The 23,570-nt window shown below is 32.3% G+C and carries 17 protein-coding genes and 1 pseudogene; 3 read left to right on the top strand and 15 right to left on the bottom strand.

What is annotated here, in order from left to right; translation table 11 throughout:
* Positions 1-92 precede the first annotated feature (92 nt).
* From ACK2WO_RS04185 to prdR, 11 genes and pseudogenes are all read right to left on the bottom strand, one after another.
* On the bottom strand, positions 93-1,016 hold the full coding sequence (locus ACK2WO_RS04185) for a sulfite exporter TauE/SafE family protein (protein ID WP_414698470.1): 924 nt from the start codon (positions 1,014-1,016) through the stop codon (positions 93-95).
* Between the two features lie 678 nt (positions 1,017-1,694).
* Positions 1,695-2,588, bottom strand: coding sequence for a sulfite exporter TauE/SafE family protein (locus ACK2WO_RS04180; protein ID WP_414698469.1), 894 nt, complete (start codon positions 2,586-2,588; stop codon positions 1,695-1,697).
* A gap of 276 nt (positions 2,589-2,864) precedes the next feature.
* On the bottom strand, positions 2,865-3,872 hold the full coding sequence (locus tag ACK2WO_RS04175) for a proline racemase (RefSeq protein WP_178412038.1): 1,008 nt from the start codon (positions 3,870-3,872) through the stop codon (positions 2,865-2,867).
* 410 nt (positions 3,873-4,282) lie between these two features.
* Entirely contained in the window at positions 4,283-4,753 is a 471-nt protein-coding gene (locus ACK2WO_RS04170) for a glycine/sarcosine/betaine reductase component B subunit (RefSeq protein WP_414698468.1), read from the bottom strand.
* Positions 4,754-4,771: 18 nt separating this feature from the next.
* Positions 4,772-5,545, bottom strand: coding sequence for a proline reductase cluster protein PrdD (gene prdD, locus ACK2WO_RS04165; protein ID WP_414698467.1), 774 nt, complete (start codon positions 5,543-5,545; stop codon positions 4,772-4,774).
* Between the two features lie 91 nt (positions 5,546-5,636).
* Entirely contained in the window at positions 5,637-6,362 is a 726-nt protein-coding gene (gene prdB / locus ACK2WO_RS04160) for a D-proline reductase (dithiol) protein PrdB (RefSeq protein WP_178411592.1), read from the bottom strand.
* A gap of 74 nt (positions 6,363-6,436) precedes the next feature.
* Entirely contained in the window at positions 6,437-6,763 is a 327-nt protein-coding gene (locus tag ACK2WO_RS04155) for a CBO2463/CBO2479 domain-containing protein (protein ID WP_006439710.1), read from the bottom strand.
* A 68-nt stretch (positions 6,764-6,831) separates the two neighbouring features.
* On the bottom strand, positions 6,832-8,751 hold the full coding sequence (gene prdA / locus ACK2WO_RS04150) for a D-proline reductase (dithiol) proprotein PrdA (protein WP_414698466.1): 1,920 nt from the start codon (positions 8,749-8,751) through the stop codon (positions 6,832-6,834).
* A gap of 181 nt (positions 8,752-8,932) precedes the next feature.
* Positions 8,933-9,355 (bottom strand): annotated as a pseudogene (locus ACK2WO_RS04145) (sugar transporter); the annotation flags it as partial.
* A 47-nt stretch (positions 9,356-9,402) separates the two neighbouring features.
* Positions 9,403-10,695: a proline reductase-associated electron transfer protein PrdC gene (gene prdC, locus ACK2WO_RS04140; protein ID WP_178411589.1), complete on the bottom strand. Its 1,293-nt coding sequence runs from the start codon at positions 10,693-10,695 to the stop codon at positions 9,403-9,405.
* 420 nt (positions 10,696-11,115) lie between these two features.
* The gene (gene prdR, locus ACK2WO_RS04135) at positions 11,116-12,897 is read right to left on the bottom strand and encodes a sigma-54 dependent transcriptional regulator PrdR (protein ID WP_414698465.1); all 1,782 of its coding nucleotides are present in this window, start codon (positions 12,895-12,897) and stop codon (positions 11,116-11,118) included.
* A gap of 184 nt (positions 12,898-13,081) precedes the next feature.
* Here prdR and ACK2WO_RS04130 point away from each other — a divergent pair, with 184 nt between their 5' ends.
* The 3 genes from ACK2WO_RS04130 (at position 13,082) to prdC (ACK2WO_RS04120) (ending at position 16,411) form a co-directional block, all read left to right on the top strand.
* Entirely contained in the window at positions 13,082-13,621 is a 540-nt protein-coding gene (locus tag ACK2WO_RS04130) for a DUF4364 family protein (RefSeq protein WP_178411588.1), read from the top strand.
* A 191-nt stretch (positions 13,622-13,812) separates the two neighbouring features.
* The gene (locus tag ACK2WO_RS04125) at positions 13,813-14,061 is read left to right on the top strand and encodes a TIGR03905 family TSCPD domain-containing protein (protein WP_178411587.1); all 249 of its coding nucleotides are present in this window, start codon (positions 13,813-13,815) and stop codon (positions 14,059-14,061) included.
* 1,048 nt (positions 14,062-15,109) lie between these two features.
* Positions 15,110-16,411: a proline reductase-associated electron transfer protein PrdC gene (gene prdC, locus ACK2WO_RS04120; protein ID WP_178411392.1), complete on the top strand. Its 1,302-nt coding sequence runs from the start codon at positions 15,110-15,112 to the stop codon at positions 16,409-16,411.
* Between the two features lie 382 nt (positions 16,412-16,793).
* Here the strand turns inward: prdC (ACK2WO_RS04120) and ACK2WO_RS04115 are convergent, their stop codons facing one another.
* From ACK2WO_RS04115 to ACK2WO_RS04100, 4 genes are all read right to left on the bottom strand, one after another.
* Complete coding sequence (locus tag ACK2WO_RS04115; protein WP_414698464.1) at positions 16,794-18,530, bottom strand: NADH-dependent [FeFe] hydrogenase, group A6; 1,737 nt, start codon at positions 18,528-18,530, stop codon at positions 16,794-16,796.
* Positions 18,524-20,359: an NAD(P)-binding protein gene (locus ACK2WO_RS04110; protein WP_178411390.1), complete on the bottom strand. Its 1,836-nt coding sequence runs from the start codon at positions 20,357-20,359 to the stop codon at positions 18,524-18,526. The genes ACK2WO_RS04115 and ACK2WO_RS04110 overlap by 7 nt, the downstream gene beginning before the upstream one ends.
* Positions 20,360-21,146: 787 nt before the next feature.
* Complete coding sequence (locus ACK2WO_RS04105; RefSeq protein ID WP_414698463.1) at positions 21,147-22,082, bottom strand: phosphoglycerate dehydrogenase; 936 nt, start codon at positions 22,080-22,082, stop codon at positions 21,147-21,149.
* 40 nt (positions 22,083-22,122) lie between these two features.
* Entirely contained in the window at positions 22,123-23,385 is a 1,263-nt protein-coding gene (locus ACK2WO_RS04100) for a serine hydrolase (RefSeq protein ID WP_414698462.1), read from the bottom strand.
* Positions 23,386-23,570 lie beyond the last annotated feature (185 nt).

Raw genomic sequence — 23,570 nt, 5'->3', positions numbered from 1 at the left:
GTACGCGACACATCTTTATCTTGATTTTATTGAGTTATTATTTGGGTTGTCTATATGTTTATTGGTTTAAAAATATATTATAAATTTATTACCTATTCATTTGCAAGTCTTTTAGACTTTGCGCCCACTGCATTTTCTTTTCTAGCTTTTAAAAGTGGAGCTAGCATGCTATAAGAAGTGTAGATTATAACTATAACAACTAGTACCTTCATTATATCCATAGGAAGGTTCTTAACTAGTATTGTCGCTATAAGCACCCCTATAACACCAAATATTGTTATTCCTAAAGTTGCTTTTCTTGGATAATTTCCTTCTTTTATAAATCTTATACTAGCTACTGGCATAAGTACTGCACAAGATCCCATCATTATAGGGAATGAAACTTTTGCAGACATTCCAAGGAAGTATACAAGCGCCATACATGGTGCATATAATCCTATTCCAGCAGTCATAAGAGAACCTAGTATAAAGTTTCCAACTGCACCTATTACTAATTTTACTCCGCTTAGTCCTATTTCATTTCCTCCACCTGGAAGTAGGTCTATCCATGGAAGTCCTAAGAACATTAATATAGCAGTTATAAATAATGCTATACCCATTACTAACTGAACTTTTTTCTCGTCCATTTTTGATATTATACCTGCTCCAACATATGAACCAAGTCCAGCAGCTGCAAGCATAACAACAAGAGTAGTTGGGTCCACTTTTATTGTAGTTGTAAATATAAACGCCTCTGTCATCACTGGAATACAGCAACCTATGTTTAACAACGCAGGTATTTCTTTATTCTTTAACTTCATCTTTGCAAACTTTGACATAGCTACTATAGGTGCAAATGCTCCTATTCCTAATGCATCTATAAAGTTTGCTACAAATCCTATAACTCCAGCCTTTTTAAATCCTTCTTCCTCTTTTTCTAAAATCCCAGTCTCTTTTGCATGTTTTAAATCTTTTAACAATACCACTAAAAATGCTATTGTAAGAACCGCAAATATTAATCTTACTAAATTTACCATTTTGCCCCCTGTTATATATTATATTTTGTTTATTGCTAATTTTAGTTTATAACTAATTTTAATTTAGTTTATTACTAAAACTATTTTTAGAAATATAAAAATAAAATATTTTTTCATCTCCACAACATACTATTTTAACTATATTTTTTTAAGTGTCAATAGCTTTTTATTCCTACTAAATCACTTTTAAATCCAAACAATTATATTTTTTTATTAATCATTATTCATTTCCTATTTTTAAGTTTATCTTGAAATATTTTTTTCTATTTTAAGGCCTAAAAAAGCGTTTTTTTAGCAGAATAGACAAGTTTTAATTTATTTTTTATATAGAAATTTTTTTAAATTTTTACTGTTCTATTTTACTATTTTTACCTTTATTTTTATAATTTCCCACCGTCAAAAACATTTTTATATATATTTTTGTTATTCAATAACTTTTTTTTATCTTTTATTTTTTTAACTTATACCTATTTTTTCATTTATTTTTCCTATATCTTTATAGATTTAATAAATCTCTGTCTATTTTTATAATTATATAATTATTTAAGTATTATAATATTTTTTAAGCTATATAACATTCTAAACCCTCTATAATAAAAAAAAGATGTTTCTTAATGAAACATCTTGTAAAATATTTATAAATATATATTTTTTAGACTATATTAGTATATATCATCATTAAACTTCTGCTAATTTCGTTTTTTCTCTATTAAATGCCTTTTTAAGCATTCCATAAGATGTGTAGTATATTACAAATACACATAGTACTTTCACCATATTCATAGGCATAGCATTAAATATGTACGCAGCTGCAAATACCCCAACTACACCTCCTATTGTTATCCATATAGATGTTTTTCTAGGGTAGTGTCCATCTTTAATGAATCTAGTACTTGCTATAGGCATAAGTACTGCACATGAGCCCATCATTATAGGAAACGCACATTTTGGCGACATACCAAGTATGTATGTAGTTGCCATACAAGGTGCATATAGCCCTATTCCAGCAGTCATTAAAGCTCCATATATAAAGTTTAGAGTAACTCCTATAAATAGCTTTGAGCCACTAAGACCTATGCTGCTTCCTCCAACAGGAAGAAGATTTACCCATGGAAGCCCCATAAATATTACAGTCGCAGTTATAAACAGTGCAATCCCCATAGCTAACTGTATTTTCTTTTCATCTAATTTTTCTACAATTCCTGCTCCAATATATGAGCCCATTCCCGCAGCTATTAGCATAGACACAAGCGTTGTAGGATCTACTTCTATAGCTGTTAAAAATATAAGTGCTTCTGTTATATTTGGTATTGCACAAGATACGTTTAACATCGCTGGTAGCTCTTTATCCTTAAATTTCATCTTCATAACTTTTCCCATAGCTATTATGACCGCAAAAGAACTTACCCCCAATGTGTCAAAAAAGTTACCTATCATCCCTGCTATTCCGGCTTTTACACAACTTTCATCTTCTAGTCGATTTTCTCTTTTGGCTTTAGAATAATCGCTAATCATTAAAAATCCCTGCATTCCGGTAAATGATAGTAGTATAATTCTTATTAAATTTACCATTTTGTCCTCCTATATATCCAGCGCACATGGCTACCGGTATACCTTTGTAGTTATCCACTTTTCCTCAAGATATTAACATATTTTCAAACATAAGCGTAATTTTTACATAGTTTAATATACTCTCTAAAAAGCGACGTCAACAATTATACTATAATTCCTTTTATTTGTATACCAAGGAAATCGCTTATCAAAAAATAAAAAAGAGGCTGTTACATTAACGTTATTTATTAATGTAATAGCCTCACTTTAATCAAATTTGAAATCTTTATTCAATACTTATTTTAATATGAAACCATATTTAACTGGGTCATCTTCGTCTATTAAGAAGTTATTGAATCCTGTCATGTAAGCAGAACCAGTTATTTTTGGTAATACTGCATCGAATTCTCCAACTTTAGTAGTTCCTACTATTTCACCTTCGAATAATGTTCCTAATATACTTTCATATACGAATTTTTCGCCTTCTTTTAATTCTCCTCTAGCATGTAAAGTAGCTAATTTAGCACTTGTACCTGTTCCACAAGGAGATCTGTCAACCTGTCCCTGTCCGAATATAACAACGTTTTTGTAAGTTGCTTTTTCGTTAGTTGGTTCGTCCCATATTTCAACAAGGTCTACAGTTTTTATATGTTCTAATGTTGGGTGCTGTATTTCGATTTCTCTGTTTATTATGTCTCTTAATTCCATTGCCATATCAGTTAATTTAGCTGCATTTTTAGGTTCTATTTTTAATCCTAACTGGCTAGCATGAACTATAGCGAAGAAAGATCCACCGAATGATATATCGAATTTAACTTTACCTACACCTGGTAATTCAACTTCCTGGTCTTTTTTGTATAAGAATGCTGGTACGTTGAATATAGAAACAGACTGAACTTTTCCGTTTTCTACTTTAACATCACCTTTTATTATTCCTGCAGGAGCTTCCATAACAACTTTTGTTACAGGTTCTTCCATTGGAACTACACCAGTTTCAACTGCAACTGTCATTGCACCTATTGAACCGTGACCACACATGTTAAGGTATCCGCCACCGTCCATGAATATTATACCGAAGTCAGCATCTGGATCACAAGGCTGAGTCATAACTGAACCGAACATGTCATTGTGTCCTCTTGGTTCTAACATTATAGCTGTTCTTATGTGATCTAAATGATCTTCTAAGTACTGTTTCTTTTCTGGCATTGTATTACCTTTTATGTTTGGTATTCCACCTACAACTATTCTAGTTGCTTCTCCAGCTGTATGAGAGTCTATAGCCTGAATTGTTCTGCTAAATTTCATAACAATTTCCCCCTTAGTTTATTGCCTTTGGCAATTATATTTTAAGTCTTATAAAAGACTTATTTGCGAATTTAAGTTTTGTAGGCATGTTAATTATAAAATAAACTATCTTTTATAAAATTTTTATATCGTTTATTTTATCATGCTTAATATAATTTTTATCTACTTTTAATTTAATTGAATTTCTTTTGTTTTATTAATTTGAAATCCATTTCCTTATATTTCTATTATATAATAAAACTATAGTTTTGTCATGTATTTATCAATAATTTTTTATATTTTTTTATAATATTTTTTAATAATTATAAAGTTATTCTATAAATTACTTTATAATTATTAAATTTAATATCACGTATTATCATTATATTCTGAAAGTTTTGAGTTATAAATTCAACTCATGCTAAAGGGTCTTATTTGCCCCGTTTTCTCATTTTTAATTTAAGGAATGCAAGGGCTTTTCTTGCATCAGTTTTATCGACGTTATTTTCGCCTACTATTTCTGTTTCTGTTCCTGATTCTGATTTGTTTATATCTACTATTGTATCCATATATTCATTTGTAACTACAAATTTTGCATTTGTTCCATTAAAAGTTACCCCTACTGTTGGGATTCCTCTTTTACCTATTTCTTCAAATGTGTTTGCATAGTCAACATGTGAGTTTCCCCATCCATCAGCAGATAATATTACTCCATCAGCTCTCATAGCTTCTAGCCACTGAGCAGCTCTCTGTCCAACAAGATTTTTGTACTTGTTATCCTGTGGAGTACCTACTACTACTATACCTAATAGATCTATGTCAGTATCTTCTGAACATATTTCTAAAATAGGATCTCTGAAATGATGTAAAGATGTTTCTTTAGTTGAAGGACCTATACCCATAATTTTCCAACCCCTTCCTTATACTAGCGCTCTAAGAGCACCGTCTCTATATTCATTAGGAGAAAGTATCATTGGCATATTGCACATATCTATAATAGATGTTCCTCCTTCAAATCCACTTGGCTCATCAGAGAATAACTGGTTATCGTACATTGCACCCTGACCAGCTATCTGTTTAACTATTACAACTTTTTTTCCACCAGGTCTAACTTTATCGAAGAATTCATGAGATTCTGAAGCATGACGCCCGTCTTCTCTCTTTAATATAGCTCTTATATCCTGGATAAAATCATCACACGCCTTGAAACAAGCATTTGGAAGATGTCTATCATATGGAAGTCCACCTTTGATAGTAACATCCATGTGTATTATGTAATCATTTTCTGATGGAGTACCGCATCTTCCTAGAACCATCTGTTCAGCAAGTCTACCTTCTGATGATCCAAATTCATGCATCTGTCTTCCATCTTCATCAACTCCTGTAAGCATTACATAAACACCTGTTAAAGTGTGTGTAAGACCTTCACCAAGAGTTCCTAGTACTTTTGTAGATATTGGTATAATATCCATTATTGTGTTAATTTCCCTGTCATAATCAGCAGGGTTTTTAGCTTTAGGTTCAATTACTTCTAGTTTAATATCAGTTATTAAATCATCTGCATCAATAAGTTCCTGAATTCTACTTTTATTAAGTAAAAGTTTTTTACCTTTAATTGCTACAGCTGATCCCATTTCCACTTCTTCTATGTGGAATGATTTAATAGCTAATCTTCTCATCACTATTTCTTCCATAATATTGACCACCTTTTTTTAAACCCCCTTCCCGGAATACCGGAAAGGGGGTATTTTTATTTAATGGATAAACCCACTAATATTTCACTAACTATATAGCAGCGTGGTATTCAAATGGTAATGGAACTATCTTACCAGCTGATGGTATTTCTACTAACTGATGTAAAGTAGCTTTTAATATACCAGTCTGCATTTCTATGTTGTGAGGTTCACCAGCATTAGCACCCATTGGAACCATTGGAGCAACTGCTCTTGGAGAACCATTCTGTCTAACTACTGGAGGTAAAGCTGCTATTATTATTGTTGGTATACCAGCTTCTTCTATTGCTCTCTGCACGATCACGGCAGTTCTGTGGCAAGTACCTCAACCAGCTGTCATAACGACACCGTCAACATTTTCTTCTTTTAATCTAGCTGCTATAGCTGGACCAGTTTCTTCTGTGAATACGTGCTGGTTACCACCACCACCCATGAATGTGTAGTGGAATGGTGCAACACCTTTTATAAATCCTTCTGCAACTAATTCATGTAATCTTTCTATTGGGAACATGCAGTTAACGTCTCTGTTAACGTCAGAGTTGTCATATCCACCGTGTGAAACCATTAAATCTTCTGGTTTAGCTGTATCTGGTACTACTCTGAAAGATGTATCCCCAGCTAGGTTAAATCTTTCGTCAGTTTTCATATGTACACCTGCAGCTGAAGCTAACGCTATAACCATATCTTTTAATTCTTTAGTTACAGGAGTCCAAACTGGAGGAGGTGTTATTGGAACGAATATTTCAGACTGAAGTCCTTTTACTGTTGTAAGACTCATTGTATTATCTCTCCCTTCAAAATGAAACTTAAATTTATATTTTTAAGTTTATGTTGTTTACAATTTTAGATTTCTTATTTGCTTTCTTCTTCAATTTCTTTTAGAAGCTGCTTTTTAAGATTTTCTCTTGTTCTAGCCATTACTTCGGCTTTTTTCTTTTGTTCTCTCAGAATGTTTTCTACATACTCTGGATTAGGATCTGGACTTAATACCTCAGGATAACTTAGCATAAATCCAACTTCTTGTCCTATCTTCGGTTCGTAGTCAGTTATAAGCATTCTGCTAGGTATTTTGAACTGTCCAAGTCTACCTTTAAGGTCTATAGTGAATGCACCATCGTGTATTTCAACTATTACACCTTCAAAGTATGATTCTGAAGAGATATATCTTAATTTTTCCATTTAGATACCTCTTTCTTGATAGTTCAATAAATTTATTTAATTATTTTAGATTTAGAAAATAAAAGTTCTTATTTTTCTATTTCTTTAACTTCAACTATTCCTGCTTCTATATCATCTTTTTCGTAGATTTCTCTTCTCTTTCTTGATATTGGAAGTACAGTTTCGTTGTCTTCTAATTCTATTTTTATTCCTAATTCTTTTTCTATAGCTTCTATGTTGTTTAATTTAACGTTAGGGTTCCATTTTCTTTCTGGAGCTTTAACTTCAACACCAGCCATAGCATTTTTAAGCATGCACATTATTCTTATAGCTTCTTCTGGAGCTAATGTGTTGTTTCCAAGTATTTCGTTTTCTATACCCTGTCTAGATTTGTTGTTATCTACCATGTGAGTCATGTATTTGTTACCAACAACTAGAGCACCCTGAACAGCTGAGTAAGTAACACCAACTACTGGCACACCTCTCATACCTATCTGTTCTATATGAGATGCGAAGTCTATATGGTTGTTACCGAATCCTTCTGTAGTAACTACAGCACCGTCAACTTCCATAGCTTCAACTAACATACCTAATCTTCTAGATACATAGAATTTTTCAGAGTTAGCCTGTGGAGATCCTACGAATACAACACCTACTAAATCTACTTCTTCATCTTCCATAGCTCTTATTACTAATGGTTCTCTCCAGTAATGTCTAGACATTTCTTTTGAAGCAGGTCCTATACAAGTTAATGCATGTATACCACCGTCTAATACTTCAAGTGGAGATAAAACAACTGGAACGTTACCTAAGTCAACGTTTGGTCTAGCACCTAATGTACCAACTGGTTCAGATGGTAATATTAAGTTATCGTGCATTGCACCCTGTCCCATTATTTCTTTAACTATAACTATTTTCTTTTTACCTTCTCTTCTGAACTGTTCTATAGTCTGAGTATCAACTACTAGAGAATCGTCAGCTTTCTTTAAGGCTTCTCTTATTTCCTGAGTTATGCAGTCAAATGCTTTGTGAGCAGCTAGAGGTCCTGGTCTTTCCATGTTAGTACCTTCTTTTATAGTTACTTCACCTTTTATGAATATTTCACCTTTATCAGCTGCACCTGGTCTACCCCACATCATTGTAGTAGACATTTCACCTTCAGAAGAACCGAATTCACCTATCTGAACTCCGTTAGCATCTGTTCCTGATAATACCATTACAACACCATCTATAGTTCTAGTGATACCTTCTCCAAGTTCACCTTCTTCTTTAGTTGCTATTGGCTGTATATCAAGTATAGCTTCTGAATATTCGTTGTATCTGTCTGGAGTTATTATATCTAACTTCATATCGTAAACTAATTCTTCAGTTTCAACTGCTTCAGCACACATAGCTTCTGGGTTTCTTAGTGTTAAAGTAGTTCCTTCTATTTTAGTTTCTTCACCGAATACAACTTTGTCTATTTTGAAATGTTTTTTTGTTAAAGTTCTTATTAATTTTGTTTCTTCTTTTTTAGCTTCTTCAACAGCTGGAACTGCTGCTGCTTCTGCTACTGGAGCTGCTGGAGCTGGAGCTGCTGCACCACCCATTGCACCTAAAGGTATTTCTAAGTTTATATCTTTACCTTCTCCTATGTGAAGTTTGAATACTCCACCTGCTAATGCTGGAGCTGCTACTGGAGCTACTGGAGCTGGAGCTGCTTCAACTACTGGAGCTTCTTCTACAACTTCTTCTTCAACTTCTTCTTCTGCTCCTGCTGAGAATCCTTCAACATTTTCTGGAGTCATAGCTGTTAAAGCATCTAAAGTTGCTGTTAATTTAGCACCTAAAACCTGTCCTATTGTTAATGTATTTTCTGGTAAAACTAATAATCCTGATTCAACTAAATCTGGGAATATAGCTGGATCCTCTAAGTTAGCTGGTTCTACCACTGTCCCTGCTTCGAATCTGCAGCATGTTACTGCTGGGTCATTAGCGTGGGCCTGAGCTGTTTCTACAGTTATTGACATAGCAAAATACCTCCTAAAATTTTATTTTTTTTATCTAATCTGAGTTCAAGCACTCTTTTGTAATAAGCAACTTGTACTTTGATTATCCGGTGCTCTTTTTAGAGCACCGGTAGATTACTATGTTTTTGTATATATATTTGAATTTTAATAATTCACTTGGTTATTATAATTCCATAGCTGCTGCTACACCTAATGGAATCTGTAAGTCTATATCTTTTCCTTCCCCGATGTGAAGTTTTAAATATCCAGAACTTACACTTACTGTTGTTGCTGCTGAAGCAACTGGATTAGATTCTACTATTTCGCTTTCTACAACTTCAACTTCTTCTTCAGCTGCTTCTTCTTCTCCTGCAGAGAATCCTTCAGCATTGTCTGGAGTAAGTGCTGTTAAAGCATCACAAGTTTTAGTTAATTTAGCTCCTAAAATCTGTCCTATTGTTAATGTATTTTCTGGAAGAACTAGTAATCCTGATTCAACTAAATCTGGGAATATAGCTGGATCTTCTAGATTAGCTGGTTCAACTACTGTTCCTTCTTCAAATCTGCAGCATGTAACTGCTGGATCATTTGCATGAGCTTTTGCTGTTTCGATTGTTATAGACATAATAATAAACCCCCTGTTTACTATCTTATTAGATTATAAGATTTGTTTTATTTTTTTCTTCTGTATAATCTATGTCCGCCTGCTCTTAATGAATGATCTGTACTGTGATATACAGGCAATCCTAACCTAGGTGCCACTTGCATAACTGTGTTTGTTCAGTCTTCGCAGTTACTTATTAGTAACGCTTCTGCACCCTGGCTCTTAAGTTTAAGAACTGTTTCTGCCTGTCCTGGACACATACCAGGAAGTGAACATCTATATCTTCCTCTACCATCATCTGTCATTCTCTTACATCTTTCTTCTGCAACTATTTCTGCATTCATAAGAGAAGCTATTTCGTGTAGTCTTGCTTCCTGAGCTCCACATTCACAGCAGATGATTCCTAATTTTCTTTTTTCCTGTATTAATGGCATAGACACGATTATACCACCTAAAGTTTTTGTTACAGGTGAATCTAATTCTCCGTGTTTACCTGTGAAAGGCCCACCAAGAACTATTTCACCATATGGTTCTAATATTCCACCACACTGGTCTATGAAGTAGCTTATTGGCATTCCTATTGGAACGTTTAAGAATACTCTACCAGTCTGAGCACTTTCATCTTTTACTCTACCAGCAACTGTTAAATCTTTAGTTATAACTGGTCTTCTTTCTTCTATAGCTGCAACTACATTTTTCACAGTTTCAACGTTTGATATTATAGCTTTTGCTACACTTGGAAGCTGACCTGGTTCAAGTTCAACTCCTAGTAATTCTCTAACTATAACTCTTTCGTCTCCTGCTGGATACATATTTGGAAGATATTTTATTTCTATATTATCTTCGTTTTTAGTTGCTTTTCCTAGAGCTAAAAGCTGTTTTGTGTGATGAGGTTTTATAGCTATGTAACCTTTAGCAGCTTTAGTTATTTCAAGAAGATATTTAAGTCCTCTTACTAACTCTTCTGCGTGATCTTCTATATATGCCATATTATGTGCAAGTATAGGTTCACATTCAGCTGCGTTTACTATTACGTAACCACCTTCTATATCACCTTTAAATTTTATACCAGCTGGGAATCCTGCCCCACCTGCTCCAACAACACCTGCTTCTATTATTGCGTCAAGATTAGATTCTGTATCTTTTATCTTAACGAATTCTTCAGGCTGTTCTTCATCCGCTTCTATAAGTATAGCTGTTTCAGTTATATCTTTAACTGTTCCGTATACAGAAGAATGGATGTTAGCACCTAGACCTGTTGGTTCTGCTATTAGCTGACCTTTTTTTACATGTTCCCCAACACTTACTATAGGCCGGCAAGGAGCACCAACATGCTGTCTTAGTTCTAATCTAAGTACCATATTAAATCACCCCCATATTAATCTGTCGCACTATTAATTATAAGCAATTCCTATGCCAAAGTTTCCAGCTAATGTTTTTTTCTATAGTGTCATTGGAATCACTCAATCTTTAGTTCCATCTTTAACTTTATTATAACAATTTCAAGTGACAATTACAAGCGTTTTCAACTCATTTTATGTCTAATTTCCGACATTTTTATAATTTTATCACTTATTTTTTATATTCAACATACAATAGTTGCCTATTTTTAGCTATTTGTTAGATAATTATATAACTTTCGTCGAAATTTAGACATAAAGTCAAAAACTCGACATTATTATATAGATTTTAGTAAAATTATTTTATTATAGCTTTTTTTTATAGTTTTCTTATTATTCTATCAATTCTATTAACAAAATATAAAATTTTTATAAGCTTTACTATTTAGCATTAATTCCATACAAATCTAACTTATAATATAGAGTTGTCCTAGGTATATTTAAAATTTTTGCTGCTTTTGCTTTATTTCCATTCGACATCTCCAAAGCTTTTTTTATATTTTTTATTTCTAACTTTTCTGTAGCTGCTGTAAGATCTAGAGGATACTCTTCCTCTTCAATGTCAGATTTTGAACTTTCTACTATATAATTAGGTATTGCATCCTTTTCTATAATAGAAGAATCCGATAATACAACCATATTTTCTACAGTATTTTTTAACTCTCTTATATTTCCCTTCCATCTATAGTTTTCTAAAATCTTATAAGCTTCTTTGCTTAAAGTTAGAGGAGGTCTACCATTTTCTCTGCACATCTCGTCCAAGAAATAATGAAGTAATATTCCTATGTCCTCTTTTCTCTCTCTTAAAGGAGGGATTTGTATCTCAACTACATTTAATCTATAATATAAATCCTCTCTAAACTTTTCTTCTTTGACCATTTTTTCTAGGTCTTTGTTGGTTGCAGAGATAATTCTAGGATTTATTTTAATAGTTTTTTCTCCACCGACTCTTCTTACTTCCTTTTCTTGAAGGACTCTCAGAAGTTTTGCCTGCATATTTAAAGGAAGGTCTGCAATTTCATCTAAGAAAACTGTCCCATCCTTTGCCAATTCAAAAATACCACTCTTACCTTTTTTATTGGCTCCAGTGAATGCTCCAGACTCATATCCAAAGAACTCACTTTCAAATAATTCTGCTGGGATTGCACTGCAGTTTACAGGAACAAAGGCTCCTTTTCTACCACTCTGCTCGTGTATAGCCCTAGAGAACACTTCCTTACCTGTACCACTTTCTCCCCAAATAAATATACTACTGCTAGTTTTTGCAACCTGTTTAGCAATAGCCTTTGCTTTTTCTATCTTATCGCTCTTTCCTAAAATCTTTTCAAATATACCACTAGATAGGTTTTTCACCTCATCCTGAAAGTATTTAAGCTTTTCGTTTGTCTTTTCAAGTTCAAAAGATAAGTTTCTAGCCTCTGTAATATCTAGCTCCGTACATACAACCCCTACAAACTCTCCTCCAAAGAAAATAGGGTTTGCATGAACAAGACCATACATATCTTGCTTCTTATGTGTTGAATATACATCACTTATACCTATCCTTCTTCTAAGAACCATCTCACAAACAGTATCCTCTAGAAAATTACTTATGTGCTTTCCTACTATATCCTCTGATTTTATATCGTATCTTTGCTCCATAAAATTATTCCAAAGTATAACTATTCCCTCATCGTTTACCGCACATATTCCTTCTTTAATTTGTCCAATTATATACTTTAAAGTTATTCCATAATCCTCAAGCTGCATATAAAGGTAGTCTCTTATATGCTCCTGTCTCAAAATTCCAGCGACCTTTCCGTCTTCTAAAACAGGTAAAATCCCTATATTTTCCTTTATCATAAGGTCTCTACATTCATCTAGCAAAGTACCTTTTTCTACGGATATAATTTTTTTCTTCATTATATCCTTTATTTTTATATTTTCATTTCCAGAGTTTAACAGCCCTAAGTTGTGTATATCTGTCATCGAAATAACACCGCTCATATTTCCAAATTCGTCTGTAACTATAAGAGTCTTTTTATTAGATTTTATAATTTCACTGACGACTGTTTTTACAGGCTCTTCTTCATTTATAGTGTTAAATGTTATATCCATAACATCTTCAACTTTTTTAAGTTCTGGTATAGAAAACATATCTGCTCCTTTCCAATCTACACTCACTCTATTAACTCACCACGTAGACTTTTTTAATTACAATTTCCTCTCAACTTTTTCTTCTTTTAATTATATCACAATTAAATGCTATCTTATGTGTTATCCAATTTAAAAATATGTAAATTCTCTTTAAATTTACCCAGTTTTAGTTTAATATAATATTATATACTTTGTGATAGGGAGTGGTAAAATGTTCGAAAACTCGTCAGAAGAAATTATATATCATAAGCTTTTGATTTTACATATATTAAAGAAGGCAAATATGCCTTTAACAAATTCTCAAATAACTCAGGTTGTACTAGATACAGAGATGATGAATTATTTTTCTCTTCAATCTCTACTTTCAGAATTAACCGACAGCAAGCTTATAACAACATACAAAGAATCTGGTAGAGAGTATTATACTCTTACATTAAACGGTGAAGAATCACACGATTACTTTGTTTCGAGAATACCAGAGACTGTAATGGATAAGGTTGATAAATATATCTGTGATAATAAAGGAAATCTCCTTGCAGATACTCAGATAAAATCTAGCTTTGTAAAACAAAGTGATAATGAATACATAGTAAATTTAAGGGTTGTTGAGGATCAGTCAAATCTTATAGACTTAAATTTAAACGTTTCATCAGAAAAACAGGCAAATAGCATCTGTAATAATTGGAAGAAAAACGCTTCTGAAATGTATACAGAGATAATTTCTCTTTTAATAGAAAAAAGAGAAAATTAATACTTAATAAAAAGTAAACTAATACCGTTATAAACTAACCTTGAATGATAACAAAAATAAATTAATACTATTAAAAAAGTTGCTTTTTAACTATTTACTCTACAATAATATATATGTTATAATCTTAAAATGAAAAAGGGACTTTGTCCCTTATTTTATTGAATAAACTAACTTAATAGGGGGAAAATATAATGAAAAAAGTTACTTTCACACCAAGCGGTGTATGTTGCAAAATGATGGAATTCGAAATAGATGATAACAACAAACTACACAATGTTGTTTTCACAGCAGGATGCAACGGAAATCTTAAAGGTATAGCTAAATTAGTAGAAGGTATGGATGCTCAGCATGTAGCTGATTTATTAGAAGGAAATACTTGTGGAAACAGACCTACATCATGTCCAGACCAGCTTTCAAAAGCAATAAAAGAAAACTTATAATAAAAATTAAAAGAAGCCTCCAGTAAAACTGAGGATTTTCTACATACAAAAAGGACAGCTTATATTAACTGTCCTTTTTTATTTACTAATTTTATTTTTTACTAATTTTATTTTTCTTTCTTTTTCTTTGTTCTTCTTTATTCTTTTTTTCTATATGCTTTTAACTTGTTATTGATTTTGCATTAAATAAACAATCATAGTATTACTTGTCAATTCTATAACTTTCTCTATTTTACAGTCTTTTCTAATACTTTTATTCTAAATTTAATTTTACTATAAATTTTTTCGATAAGTTGTAATTTTTTTGACCGTAAATATCAATAGTCTAGCTTATTGACTATTATTCATATATGGTTTAAATTGAATGTGTCAACAAATATAATCAGACAACATCAAACGATGCTTATATTTAATAAGTTTTGATTTGATAAGTTAAAACTTTCATACTATACGAGCTATTAATTAAAAAAGCTGAAACTAATTTGTTTCATGCTAGATACGAAAAATAACTTGACTTCCCAAAATTCAATTTAACTTTCGTAGCCGATAACTGGAAAACAAATCATCTCAGCCTATAAGTATTATATAATAAATGGGAATAAAAATCACCCTTTCTGTCGCGCTTTTTTATATTTTATTTTAGGCTTTGTGATTTATGTTGATTTTAAATTATATTAATTAATTAGTTTGTATGTTATCAATTAATTATATTTATTATATTTAAATCTATATTCTATTATTACATTTAAATCTATATTCTATATTTTATAGATTTAATATTTAATGGATTCTATCTTTATATAGATTTTATTTTATATTTATTGATAATCTGTATTAAAAATGCATACTATAGTTTTTAAATATAGCCATCCTTCATATAGAAGTATTTGATTTGCTATATTTTTTAGCATTTTTAAAAACAAGTATGATTAAACTATTTTCATTTAGTGTTAATCCCCAACTAACATTATAAAATTGCTTATCATTGTTGTTTCTGTTTTTCCAGTGTATCGGTTCATTTGAAGAACACTAAGGAGGATTATTCCACATGCAGATAAATTACGATTTTTTACTTAGCCAGGGTGTTGGAGCACCTAGTGAACCAGTTGTTGCTGTTGGCGACGAAGTAAAAAGAGGACAGCTTATAGCTAAATGTCCTGAAGGAAAACTTGGACAGAATATACACGCTAGTATCTACGGAGTTGTAGAATCAATAGATGATAAAAAAATAACTATAAAAGCTAACGAAGAACAGGACGACAAATTCGTTGAATTAACTTCAACTGAACCAATAGACCTAGTAAGAGAAGCTGGTATAGTTGGACTTGGTGGAGCAGGATTCCCTACTCACGTAAAACTTGGTAAACCATTCGAAAAAGGTGGCGTACTTCTTATAAACGCTGCTGAATGTGAACCAATACTTGATCACAATATGAGATATATAAACGAAAACGCTGAATACGTAGTAAAAAGCGTTAAAACTGTAATGGATATGGTTAATGCAGAAAAAGCTATAATAGGTATAAAAAGCTTACATACAGAAGAAATAGCTAAACTTGAAGCTGCTATAGACTGCGATAACATAACTATACATGGCCTTGAAAACATGTACCCAATGGGTGAAGAAAGAGCTTTAATAAGAGAAGCATTAGGTACTTTATTAAACGTAACTGATTTACCTCTTGCAGCTGATGCAATAGTTATAAACCTTGAAACATTATATAGAATACAGGAAGCTATAGAGTTCAAAAAACCTCTAATAGACAAAGATATGACTGTTGCTGGTTTAATAAACGGTGACAACATAAAAACATTCAGAAATGTTCCAATAGGTACTACTGTTGGCGAAATGATAGAAAGAGCTGGCGGATTAGCTACTGAAGAATACGGAGAAATAATAATGGGTGGACCTTTCACTGGAAAGAGAACTACTTTAGATTCTCCAGTTGTTAAAACTACAGGTGGTATAATAGTTACTAATCCATTCTGGAAAGCTCCTGAAAAAATGGGACTTCTAGTTTGTGCTTGTGGTGGAAACAAAGAAAGACTAGAACAGTTAGCTGAAAGTATGGGCGCTAAAGAAATAGTTGGTGTAGAATACTGTAAACAGGCTATAGAAATGAAAAACGGTTCTCGTAAATGTGAAAACCCAGGACACTGTCCAGGACAGGTTCAGAAAGTTATGAACTTAAAGAGAGCTGGTGCAGAAGCTATACTTATAAGTAACTGTACAGACTGTTCAAACACTGTAATGTCTTGTGCTCCTCAGCTTAAAGTACCAGTATTCCATTGTACAGATGCTGCATTAAGATCTGTAGGAATGATGCTTATAAGAAAAATCAAAAAATAAATAAAAAGATTTTAATCTTTTGACAATAACTTTTAAAATTTTTTATAATAAATTTTAAACTTTTTAAAATGTAAATATATAATCGTGATTTAAAAGTCACATACTTAGTAATTAATTAATATGATTGCAAAATTAACCTTTTAAAATATAACCAACAAAAGAAGGCTCGGATGTTTTTCCTACATCCGAGCTTTCTTCATTTATTAACAAAAATCTCTAATAACTTATAGCTCCGCTTGAAAAAAGCAAAGTTCGAAGCCTGGAGTAAAATATAATCTCTAGGTTTCTTGCTAAATTTTCGCTAAAAATATCATCATTCCAATTTTAAGCATAAAAAGAGCCGCTACAATTTTTTGCAGCAGCTCATTTTTCCTATATAAAATTAATCAAATTTTGGAGATAAAGGCATATCCCAAGATTCATGATCAGTATGAAGTAGTTTATGAGCTTTTTCTGACATAGGAGCTCCTAAATAATCTTCATATACCTTAACTATTGATGGATTTTCATGAGAGAATCTTAAATTAGCTTCTTTATCTAATTTATAAAGATTATCTACTCTGTTAGAAGTCTGACCTAAATGTATAGGCTGACCTCCACCACCTGAACATCCACCAGGACAAGCCATAACTTCAACAAAGTCATATTCAACTTCGCCATTTCTTATAGCCTGTATTAATTTATCAGTGTTTTTAAGTCCACTTGTAACAGCAGTCTTAACAACAGTTCCGTTTATTTCTATCTGAGATTCTTTCCATCCGTCCATTCCTCTAACTTCTTTGAATGCATCTGGATCTGGGTTTTCACCAGTTACTAGGTAGTATGCTGAACGTAATGCTGCTTCCATAACACCACCTGTAGCTCCGAATATAACTCCGGCACCTGTACCTACACCAAGTGGCATATCAAATTCTTCTTCTTCAAGATTTGCAACATCTATATGTTCTGCTCTTATCATTCTATCAACTTCTCTAGTTGTTATAACAACATCTACATCTTTGTCAGCTTCTGTATCATTGATTGTTGGTATATCACATTCATGTTTTTTAGCTATACAAGGCATTATAGATATTGAGTATATCTTATCTGGAGAAACATCTAATAATTCTGCATAGTATGATTTAGCTATAGCCCCGAACATCTGCTGTGGAGATTTTGAAGTAGATAAAAGATCTACCATATCTGGGTAATGAGATTTCATATATCTTACCCAACCTGGACAGCATGATGTAAACATTGGGAATTTATTATTTTCTTTATTTTTAAGTTTTTCAACAAATTCGCTACCTTCTTCCATTATTGTAAGGTCGGCACTGAATGTTGTATCGAATATGTAGTTGAATCCCATTTTTCTAAGAGCTGCAACTAATCTCTTAACTGTAGCTGCTTCTCTTTCAAGTCCTAAAGATTCTCCCCAAGCTGCTCTAACTGCTGGAGCAACCTGAACTACTGTTATTTTTTCTGGATCTGCTAAAGCATCGAATACTTTATCAACATCGTCTCTTTCTCTTAAAGCCCCTACTGGACAGTGAGTTATACACTGACCGCAAAGTGCACAGTCAGATTCTTCTATTTTTCTATTTAAAGAAACCACTACATCAGTTCTTGAACCAGTGTTTCCAACTTCCCATATTCTAGTATTCTGTACGTTTTCACATACCTGAACACATCTCATACATTTTATACATTTTGATGAGTCTCTTATAAGTGGGAAATCTTTGTTCCAAGGTTTTTTCTTGAATTTCTGATTGTATGGAAGATCTATTATTCCTAAATCATTAGAAATTGTCTGTAATTCACAGTTTCCACTTCTAACGCATGTAGCACATCTACAATCATGCTGAGATAATATTAACTCAACATTTACTCTTCTTGTTTCTCTTACTTTTGGACTGTTAGTATGTATAACCATTCCTTCTTCTACAACATTGTTACATGCTGCAACTAACTGGTCGCATCCTTCAACTTCAACAACACATACTCTACAAGCACCTATTTCATTTATATCTTTTAGGAAGCAAAGAGTAGGTATTTTTATTCCAGCCTGAGCAGCTGCATCTAGTATTTTAGTACCTTCCTGTACTTCTACTGCTATTCCATCTATTGTTAGTCTTACCATCTCTCTACTCTACCTCCTCTGAATATTCCGTAACCGAATTTATCACATCTTAAACATCTTGAAGCTTCCTGCATAGCTCCTTCACAAGTCATGCCACATTCAGCTTCTTCAAAGTTAGTTTTTCTTTCTGATGCTGGTTTTTCAGTTATATTAACTCTACCACAAGCTGGTTTATTTTCTAATCTAGGCTGTGGTATTTCTACATCACATTCTATTTTATGGTTGAATCCAAGATACTGGTCTATATTAGCAGCAGCTGTTTTACCTGCAGCTATAGCTTTTATAACAGTAGCTGGTCCTGTTGCACAGTCCCCACCTGTAAATACTCCTGGCATTCCTTTTATTGAAGTATCATCTAAAGATATTAAGTTACCCCATTTAGTTGGTATACCGAAGTCTTCACAGTCTTTGTAATCTATATTCTGTCCTATAGCAACTATTACTATATCACATTCTATTCTCTCTTCTGGTAAGTTAGCTTTTACTGGTTTTGGTCTACCTCTATCAACTTTTCCTATTAACTGAGGCTGAGTCCAAAGTGCAACAACTTTTCCATCTTCATCAGCTTCAACTCTAGCTGGAGCCTGAAGTGTAACAAGTTCGCATCCTTCTGCTTCTGCACCTTCTATTTCTTCAAGAAGAGCTGTCATATCGTCTTTTCTTCTTCTGTAAACTATCTTAACATCGTCTGCACCTAATCTTATTGAAGTTCTAGCAGCATCCATTGCAACGTTACCTCCACCGATAACAGCAACTCTCTTACCTCTAAAGTCTGGTTTTTCACCTAAACCTATATTGTGAAGCATTTCAACAGCAGATATAACTCCTTCGCTGTCTTCACCTTCCATGTTAAGTTTTTTGTCAAGCTGAGCACCTATTGTTATGAACATTGCATCGTACTCATCCTGTAATTCTTTTAATGTAACATCTTTTCCTATATTAACGCCGTATTTAACTTCTACTCCTGTAGATAATATAGCGTCTATATCTTCATGAAGTCTTGCTTCTGGTAGACGGTATTCTGGTATACCGAAGTGAAGCATTCCTCCTAATTTCTGTTCTTTTTCGAAAACAACTGCTTTGTGTCCCATTAATGATAAGAAGTATGCAGCAGTAAGACCTCCTGGTCCTCCACCTACTATTGCAACTTTTTTACCTGTTGATGGTGCACATTCTGGAGCTGGAACAACTCCTGCATTATCAGCTGCAAATCTTTTTATACCTTTTATATTTATAGCATCGTCTATCATGTTTCTTCTACATTTTGCTTCACATGGATGTTCACAAACAAGAGCACAAGCTGTTGGGAATGGGTTGTCTTTTCTTATTAATCTTATTGCATCCCGGTATCTTCCTTCTCTAACAAGTGCTATATATCCTGGAATATCAACTCCTGCTGGACATAGAGCAACACAAGGAACTGCCTGGTCTTTGAATGACTGAGAACATACTCCATGTTCTATATGAGAAACGTAATCGTCTCTGAAGCCCTGAACTCCCTGTAGAACCATTCTAGCTGCTTCGTATCCTATTGCGCAATCAGCAGAATTCACTATAACTTTAGCTGTTTTTTCTATTAAGTCTATAGTTTCTAAATCTGCTTCTCCCTCTAAAACGTCTGTTAATAGTGCTTTTAACTGTTCAAGTCCAACTCTACATGGAACACATTTTCCACAAGACTGGGCGTGACACATAGTTAAAAAAGATAAAGATAAATCAACTGGACATAGTGCTGATGGTCCAGCATCTAATCTTCTTTCTAAGTCTTTATAAAGACCGTCTACTACTTTCTGAGCACTGTTTGGTGTTGTAAGTATAAGTCTGCTCATCACATATCCTCCAATATAAAGTTAATTTGTTTTTAAGATTCATTAAAACTATATATAATTTTAACATATTTTTTTACTATAAAAAACCTTTTCTTTTTTACTTTGTTAATCTCTTTTACTCACAATACTATTTTATTATCTAACTTTAAAAAAGGTTTGTTGTATAATTTCTAACTCTAAATTGAAATTTTTTTGATTTATTTTTTCATTTTTAAGTTAAAAATTTATTTACCTTTCTTTAAAAACAGTTTTTATTATTTTTATTTTTTTAATATTTTACCTTATTTTTGTTAATTTTATATACATATAATTCACTCTATAAATAAATTTATTTTTATAGTTTTTTTCTATATCGTTGTACTTTTAAAAGAATTTTCAGAAAAATCTTCATTTCTACTTTTATATTCTAAGTATAACGTAACATTTTTAATTATGTTTTGATTTTTACTTTTTTTAAATATAAATTTATTTTTACTTAAAAAAATGCACAGCTAAAAAATCAAAATATTTCTCAACTGTGCATTATTTTTTTATTTTACTATTTCATTTTTTATTTTAATCCTTCATAAAAGTCATAAAAAATTTTTCTAAATTTATAACTTTTCATCAAAAAATTTTTATTTTAATCGTTAATTAATATCAAAAAAATATTAATCATTAAAAATTTTTATATCCTTTTTTAATGAAAATATGCCAAATAAATCTCTTCGCTTTTCATTAAATCTCCATTAATATCTCTTATTTATATTGGCATACGATTAATATCCATGCTTATATTTACATACTTTTAATATCCTCTATTTATATCGACATATTTTTCAGGCTTTCCTGTTTCAATAAAAGCTTTTAAATTTTTATAAACATTTTCAAAAAGTCTGTCGTTATTTCTGTCAGATACCCAAGAGTTGTGAGGAGTGATTATAAGGTTTTCTACATTCCAAAGACTTCTCTCTTTTGAAAGTGGCTCTTTGTCAAAAACATCAAGTGCAATTCCTCTAAACTTAGGAGCGTACTCTTCTAAATCATCTAAATTTACAAGGTTTCCTCTGCCTAGATTCATAAACACAGATCCTTCTTTCATCATTTCAAACTTATCTCTATTTATCATACCTTCAGTTTCCCTTGTTGAAGGCATAACGGCGATTACAATATCACATTCTCTAAAAATAATATCCATATCCTCTGATTTAAAGCATTTATCGAAGTATTCAACATCTTTACCAGAAGTATTAACACCACATACTTCAACACCAAAAGCTTTTAATCTCTTGGCAGTTTCCATGCCGATTCCACCAGTACCTAAAATACCAGCTCTCTTCCCTACTAATTCTAAAAGGGACATATCCACTTTCCATAGAGACTCGTCCTGATTTTTGAAGAATTTTTTAGAATTCTTGTAGATATTTAACACGTTCATCACTGCAAATTCAGCTATTGGAACACTATACCCTCCGCTATTATTTGAAAGATATATCCCATTTTCTACAAAAACATCCTTAGGAATATGGTCAAATCCTACACTTGCAAGCTGCAGGAATTTTAAATTCTTCATCTGAGAATAATCAAGCCTTGAAGTATAATAATACACATAGGCAACATCAACACTGTTTACCTCAGGAGTATTTTGAAGCTTTCTATCTTCCATAAAAACTATCTCATATCCAAGGTCTTCTATCATTTTCATCTTTTCATCGTCGAATTTTTTAGTAATAAGTAATTTCATAATATCACCCTCAATTTAACCTATATAACTTTTCTACAGACTACACAACTACAGTATAAGGTAGCTCCTTTTTCTCATCTGTCTTGTCTATATTGAATAATCTCTTTATCTTATTACCCATTAATTTTGCTCTTGAAACAAACGAAATATGCTCTAAGTCGCTACTAACAAGAGGTACAGACTGTATGACATCTCCGTACTTGTCTATATAATCTAAATAAGCTACAGTAGTTTCCTCGTTTGGTGTAGCATCTATCTTTAAATATCTAACCTTTTCAGTTATCTCTTCATCATTTTTAACAACCCCATAACAATCTCTCTTAGGCTGTAAATCTATATTATCTAAATCTGATATATTGTCTATATTACCTGTTGCAACAGTTTCACCCTTTTTACACATAAGCTTAGTTTCAAAGTGTTCTCCTAAGTTGTAAAGAGCATTTGCAGACCGAACTCTATCCTCTTTACACCAGTTCCCCATAACAACACCTATCATTCTATTGTCTATATCGCTTTTTCCGTCTGAATTCATCTTATCTGTAAACACTAAGCAATATCCTGCTAAATCTGTGTACCCTGTTTTTAATCCGTCTACATTTGAATGCATGTGAAGAAGTGGATTAGTATTATAGTAATTGAAATCTCTTGAATGGTCGTGGTCTAACTTACAGTCAGTTATTGCCATAGTTTCTTCTTCATAATCATCAAGTAAATTCTTTGTCATAGTTGCTATATCTCTAGCAGTAGAGTGATTCTGTTTTGGATCGCCGTCTTTTTTAGTCCAGTCGTATATAGGTAATCCGTTTGGATTTATGAAATAAGTATTTTTCATGCCTAATTCTTTAGCTTTTGCATTCATTCTATCGACAAAAGCGTCTACATCACCTTTACATACATGAGATGCAATCGCAACAGCACCGTCATTTGCTGATACAATCATTAGCCCTTTTAAAAGCTCATTGAATCTAACTTTTTCACCCTCTTTAAGGTGCATAGTAGAACCACTAACTTTTAACATTTTCTTGTTTATAGTAACTAAATCGTCTCTTTTAACTTCTCCATTTTTTATAGCATCCTGAGCTACGTAGAAAGTCATAACCTTACTTATACTAGCAAGCGGAACCTGTTTATCTGGATCCTTTTCAGTTATAACCCTTCCAGTTTTTTGGTCTACTAGAATTGAATTTTTAGAATATATCTCTGCAACCGGCTTTTTCTTTGCCTCGGCTGCATAACCAGTGGCCGGTATAACAAATAGTACAGCCAACATAATTGCAGTTAGTTTTTTTAGTAGTTTTCCCATACTTTCTCCTTTGCTAATTTTCTATTTTTTAAAAACACATCTTGTTTTATTTTACTACAAAATTTGTATACTGTATAGAAATACGAACCAATCTTTAGATTTAAAAAATCTATTTATTAGCTGTATTTTTAATTTATTAAATCAAATTTTTAAAGGTGGAGAAAATTAATATTTATACTTTTGAA

Source organism: Peptacetobacter sp. AB845 (assembly GCF_047528295.1).
Lineage (GTDB): Bacteria > Bacillota > Clostridia > Peptostreptococcales > Peptostreptococcaceae > Peptacetobacter.
This window is presented reverse-complemented; position numbering and strand designations above follow the sequence as displayed.